Genomic DNA, 5937 nt, shown 5'->3' with positions numbered 1-5937 from the left:
GCGTCGGCGCGACTGGATGCGGCGTTACCATGAGGCCCGGCACCAGCGCAGGTCCTGGGAGGTTTGAAAACGTTAGCTTGCCCTCAGGCCCGCTTCTGCTTCGTAACAGTACGGACCTGGGATCCCAGGCCGCTCCGCGGACGGCACACCGAGAGCCTTCCCATGAAGCGGTCCGCATCCGCCATCCACGCCTCGCGTATCGTGACCCATGTCTTCAAAATGGCGCTGACGTCCGTGTTTTTGCCGTCCGGGATTGTCCGTTTTGCCAACACCTTCCCAAACCGGTTGGCTCTCCAGCCGCTTCGTTCAACCCTCCGGTGCCGGCGCGCGAAAACGCCGCCCGTGTGGAAGCCGCTCGCCAGCCCCTGTATGGTTGCCGGCAACGGTTGCCCTGGGCTTAGCCCCCATGACGTTCGGCCGTGATGCCGTTGGCCTGCTGGACCTCACGAATGTATCGAACAATGGTCTGAAGCTGGGGATCGCTGACTTGCGGCTGCGGAGGCATGTTGCCAAAGCGCCAGTGGTGCTGCCGAACCCCTGACTTCACCGCCACATCGAAGGCCCCATCCGCGTGGTGGCCCGGGTGATAGACGACATGAACGAGGGGCGGACCCCGATCCGTTCCGGCCCCGGTCTGCCCATGGCAGCCGGCGCAGTTGGCCTCGTACGCCATCTTGCCAGCGGTGGCGACCGGTGAGAGGGTCGCCGGCTCCACGATATGGATCGGCTCCCGAACCTCTCGTGTCATGAGACTCCATGCGATGGCAAGGCTGCCCAGCAGCGTGACCCCAACAGCCAGCCAGAACCAACGGTTCACGCTCCGTCTCCTCGCCTCCAAAGGGTCTTTTCTACCGAGTGGGAGCTTGGTGGACCTGCCGCCAAACAAACGTGTTGCATGATAGGTCTACTCCGCCTCCAAGCCGAGCCAAGTCGTTCGATCATGCCCACCCGGGCCGTTCAGCGCAGCTGGCTCAATGGTGCTTGTACCAGCCTGCACCTTTGATGTCGTTCCACGAATTCGTCTTGTGACACATGTAGCATTGACTCACCTGGGCATGCTCCTGCCCGGCGACTCTCTGCGACACCATGCTGAAGTGTTCCATGTAATGGCTGGGCGGCGCCTGGTGGCACTGTGCACATTCGCGCGACGTCGGCGACGGGTGTAGGAACGATGCAATCTGCCACGTGGATGTCCCATGACAATCAGCGCACCCGCTCCCAAGCAGCTTTTGATGAGGATCCTGGTTGCTGTGGCAGGCGGCGCAGTTGAGCCCCTCCTTCTCGGCAGGTGCCGACACCGGCATGCCAAGGTAGCTTGCGAGGTCGTCGATCATTTGGCGGGACAGACTGGGATGGCCCTGCAAGGTTCCTGTCGCGTGCCAGCCGATCCGCAAGAGAGCACCATGGTCCATCTTGGTCGGGCGCGAGCCGCCTTGGTGTTCGACATGACAGCCACGGCATTCCTGAACATTGGCGTGAAACGCTGTCGGCTGCTTGGCCAGGTCTGCTGCGGCGGATGAGTGGCAGGTTATGCACGTGGCCGCCTCGACACCTTTGGTGGGAGTGTGGCACGTCTCGCACTGGTCGCTCAGGAATGCGTGCCGGCTCGACAGAGGACCAGGCTGGAAGAAACTCCGCCAGCCCGGAACGGCAGCCGATCCCGCATAGTACAGAGCCGCTGTGGCCGCGAGGCCCACCAGCACCGATGCTGTAATGAGAAGTGTATAGAACAGGCCGATCTTCTTCACGAGAGCCACCGCAATCCATAGTAAACCTGGCCCGCGATATGGAGCGCCAGCAGCACGTACATCACAACCGCGCTAACGACATGCACCACGATCCAGCGCATGAAGACTGCCTTCACCGCATCACGCGAGCCGATGGCGTATTCAAGATCGGCGATGCCATCGACGAGCTGGAGGATCGGGACACCGGGAAGCGCTGGTGTGTGGGGCGGCGGCCCTTCTGATGCCGCTTGCCGGCCTGCGAGGGCCACGGCGGTCTGGTCGAAGGCCGAACGGAGGGTGGCCAGCCGGGACTGCTGCTCCCGCAGCTCGGCTGACACCTGAGGCAGGTAGTAGCGGCCGACAAAGCCCGTGACGACAACGATCAGCATCGTGACGACGAGCCCGATCCCAAGCGGGCTCTGGTACTTGTGCCCGGTGTGCAGGATCCCGAGCAGCGCACCAAGCACCCCTGCATAGACGTGGAAGGTCAACAGCGAGCGCACCGACACCATCTTCGTGATGAGGGGCTTGAGCGCGGTACTGTACTTGGCAAGCGGATAGACCAGCAGGAGCAGCATCAGGATGGCGGCTGCAATGCCAAGGATGCTGCCGGCGAGACTGCCCGGAAACCGTGGCGAGGTGTGAAGGAGGAACGCCGGTGTCAGGAACAGGAGCAATGTGAGGCCGGCCCCAACGGTCAGCCGTTCGGTCTCGTTCATGTCAGGCATCCACCACCAGGTTGCCGATTGACTTGGCCTGGCACGCCAGAATGATGTTCTGCGCCTTGTCCTCAGGCGTGAGGGCCTCCTCGACTTCCATGGTCACCTGACCCTCCAGGAGCCTGGTCTTGCAGATGCCGCAAGTTCCAACCCGGCAGGAGTAATCGATGGGCACGTCGGCGGCCTCCGCGACCTCCAGGACGCTCTGGTCCGGCGGCAGCGGCACGACTTTGTTCGACTTGGCGAAGCGGATCGAGGCGGTCGCCGGACCAATCGCCGCCGGCAACGCTGCGGCGGGTCCGACACTCCCGTCGGGTTGCAGTTGGATGGGCTCGGTCACCGTCACCCCGGGCGGGGGCACGGCGCCTTTGGCAGGACCGAAAGCTTCAGTTTTGATCTGATCTCCGGGCACCCCAAGCTCCGCCAGCAGCTTCTTCATAGCCTCCATCATGCCCGGGGGGCCGCACAGATGAACCCGCCGCTTGGCGATCTCGGGCACCGCTTGCGCCAGGAGTTCCTTGGTGATTGGCCCCTCCGGACCCATCCATGAGGTCCCAGCGGCGCGTGCCATCGTGGCGATCACGTGCAGATTGGGGTGCCGGCGTTGAAGGTGCTCAAGCTCATCACGGAAGATGAAGTCGGCCGTCGAACGCGCGCCATAGACGAGGAAGATTTCGCCCGGCCAGGCGATGTCGTTGAGGTAGCGGATCGCTGCCATCAGCGGCGTGATGCCCACCCCTCCCCCGATCAGCACGACGCTCTCGGCTTCCGTCCCGCTGAAGGTGAACACGCCCGATGGCCCCATTACATCGACCAGATCACCGACGGCGACATTGTCGTGCATGTATCGTGAGAGGAGCCCCTGCTCCTCGCGCTTGATGGTGGTCTCGACGTAGGCCGTCTGGGCGGCCGAAGACGCGATGGTATAAGAGCGCCTCACGAGCTTGCCATCGATCTGAGCCGAGTAGGTGAGGAAGTGGCCAGGGACGAACGTGAAGGGAATGGGGCCGCCCTGCGGGCTCCTGAGCCGGAACGTCTTGACGTTCGGTGTCTCGTCGAAGATGGCCGCCACCCGAAGCTGTCCTTTCCACAGTCCGGGACGGCCTGGCGTGCCCGTGGGCGCCGGTCCTGCCGCAGCGGTCAGAAAGCCGGAGGGAGGGGCCGCCGGCGATGTGACCACTGCGGCTGGCGGTGCTCCGGGAAGAGAGGGCTGCGGTGCGGGGGTGGCCGCGGACGAACGCGTCGCAGGGATCGTCGGGGCCAGAGTAGCGCTCGACAAGCGGTCGACGAGGGCGTTCGCCCGCCGCATGCGCGCGAAATAGATCGCCAGCATGGCGATGGCAAAGGCCGATCCCAGGGCCATGGTCATTACATGGAGCCAGGACAGGCCGAAGGGGCCCTCGGACACGTGGTCAGGCATTGCGGTGGAGAGATTAAGCTGTCCTTTGAACCAATCCTGGGCAATCTGTGGCGGGGCCCTTCCCTCCATAAGCGCCCGGAGCGCCGCCGTGCCGCTGTCCACCAGGTTGAGGCCGTCCCGCAGGCGCCGGGCGGCTTGTTCCGCCCCGGCGGCATCTCCTGAGGCATTCGCATGGCGGAGAGCGTTCCCGGCGATTGCGATCTCGTCCGTGCCTGCGCTGATCCGTGCCCGCGCCTGAGCTTCGATGGTGTGCCGCTGCTCGGGGGACAGGGTGGGCAGATCCATGAGGGAGGGATAGAACTCCTTCTGCGGGCTCCCACCCATCATCTCGCCCATGCCGCCCATCATCCCGCTCATGGCACCGCCCTGGGCCGGCATTCCGGGCATGGCGGAAGGGCTGCCCGGAACACCTGTGGGCGGATTGCCTAGCGGGGCAGCCGGGCTTGGTGGAGCGGCCATGCCAGGAGCAGCGCCAGGGTGGTGCCCCGAATGGCCGTCTGCCGATTGGCCAGACGCCTGAAGGGCGGACAGGCCAACGAAGGCGGTTGCCGCCACAGTCCGGACGAGAGGTGCAGTGAGGGGGCGTTGGTGCATGTGGTGGGAGGAAGAACTCTGTGCCATGAAGTCACTGCCAGCCGATCTTGATTGCCCTTGGCTTTCGGAGAGCTGTCCCGGCTCGTCGGAGGAGGCATCGCGGCTGGTCATGACGGGCATTGGGTTCGGGAGCAAAACCGACAGCGCCGCGGCGCCGGAGGCGCCGCCGCGTCACTCCGGTTCAACTCGGGGAACCAGGGCCTGGACCCGCACTGGCCGCTCAGAAGGTGGCCAGGAGCGGCACGACCAGTTCGTCCGCCACGTGCTTCTGGTGCTCGTCAAGTCCGGCATGGAGCTGGGCAAAGGAGCTCCGCGCTGCCCTGAGGGCCTCCAGCCGGGCGCCAAGATGGCGCTCGTACTGCTCCAGCCGCACGGTCGCGGTCGCATCGGCTGCCGGAGTCGCCAGCAGCTGCCGGGCCTCGATCAGATGCTGTCGGCTTGAGCGCAGAGCCTCGGCAAACTGGTTCCAGGCCGGGGTCTGCGCGTCCGTGATCTTCAGCTCCGCTTTCAGAAAGGCAATCCGGCCCTCGATGCGGTCCGTCATGTCCGCGCCGCCTGCGGTCATCCCCGGCATTGTACCGCCCATTGGTGCCGGCGGCATGCGCATCGCGTCGTTGTTCATCATGCCCATCCCGCCCTGCTGGTTGGGCTGCATGCGGCGCATGTTGTCCATCATCATGCCGCCCTGGCCCATGGGGGCCATGCCGGTCTGGCCTTGCTGCATGCGCATCATGTTATCGTCCATCATGCCCGCGCCGCCGCCTTGCCCAGACCCACCCTGTGGCATGCCGCCCATCTGGCCAGCCTGCCCTGACGGCATCGTGCTGGACCCGCCCTGCCCACTTGGCGCCATGGTGGCTTGCCCGGACCCGGACATGCCGCCCATGCCGCAGCACATCCCCATGCCGCCGCTCATGCCGCCGGAGCCTTGGCCGGTCGGGCTCTGTTGCATGCTGCCCATGTTGTCCATGGCCACAACAATGCGGCCCGGCGAGGCGGCGCCCGCCTCAGCGCCTTGTACAACTTGTTGGAAGGTCATCAAGCCAAGCACCGACACAGCGGTCGCAAGGACGGACATTGTGCGCATAATCGATTCTCCCGTGAGATGGCAGCGCTGTGGCGTCAGAGGAATCCCTGGCGTGTCTCCAGCATCTCAACGTTGCCGTGCGCCGTCATTGATCTGGATCATGCGGTGCGCATCTACAAAGCTGCGCTGCCCAGATGGCGGAGACCGCCGGGTCGGCCTCCGAGGTGCTTGATCCCGATCAATGCCATCAAAGCCGATCCAGAGCATGAATGGGGACTCGGCCACCATTCGGCCGTTTCGCTGCAGGACCCGCCACTATGCGCCCCGAATCGAACACCAACGTGCTGTCTGAACCAATCGGGTGCCTGTGCCCGGATCCGAAGGCTTGGCGGCTAGAGGACCTTCCCTGCACCCTGGAAACCGAGGGGCAAGCGCGGTCCTTCCTGACGC

The 5937-nt window shown here is 64.8% G+C and carries 5 protein-coding genes; all 5 read right to left on the bottom strand.

What is annotated here, in order from left to right; genetic code table 11:
• Positions 1 to 397: 397 nt before the first annotated feature.
• A complete protein-coding gene (locus OC446_RS28905) occupies positions 398 to 817 on the bottom strand; it encodes a c-type cytochrome (protein WP_262032375.1) in 420 nt (139 codons plus the stop codon).
• A gap of 154 nt (positions 818 to 971) precedes the next feature.
• Entirely contained in the window at positions 972 to 1748 is a 777-nt protein-coding gene (locus OC446_RS28900) for a cytochrome c3 family protein (protein ID WP_262032374.1), read from the bottom strand.
• The gene (locus tag OC446_RS28895; RefSeq protein ID WP_262032373.1) at positions 1745 to 2446 is read right to left on the bottom strand and encodes an iron reductase; all 702 of its coding nucleotides are present in this window, start codon (positions 2444 to 2446) and stop codon (positions 1745 to 1747) included. Before OC446_RS28895 ends, OC446_RS28900 begins: the two co-directional genes overlap by 4 nt.
• 1 nt (position 2447) lies before the next feature.
• Complete coding sequence (locus OC446_RS28890) at positions 2448 to 4253, bottom strand: 2Fe-2S iron-sulfur cluster-binding protein (protein WP_262032372.1); 1806 nt, start codon at positions 4251 to 4253, stop codon at positions 2448 to 2450.
• A 427-nt stretch (positions 4254 to 4680) separates the two neighbouring features.
• Positions 4681 to 5547 (bottom strand): Spy/CpxP family protein refolding chaperone, encoded by an 867-nt coding sequence (locus OC446_RS28885; RefSeq protein ID WP_262032371.1) that lies wholly within the window; start codon positions 5545 to 5547, stop codon positions 4681 to 4683.
• Between the last annotated feature and the right edge of the window lie 390 nt (positions 5548 to 5937).

The sequence above is a fragment of the Microvirga sp. Mcv34 genome (genome assembly GCF_024519725.1).
Lineage (GTDB): Bacteria > Pseudomonadota > Alphaproteobacteria > Rhizobiales > Beijerinckiaceae > Microvirga.
Note: the sequence above shows the minus strand (reverse complement) of the source record. Positions and strands in the feature narration are given on the sequence as shown.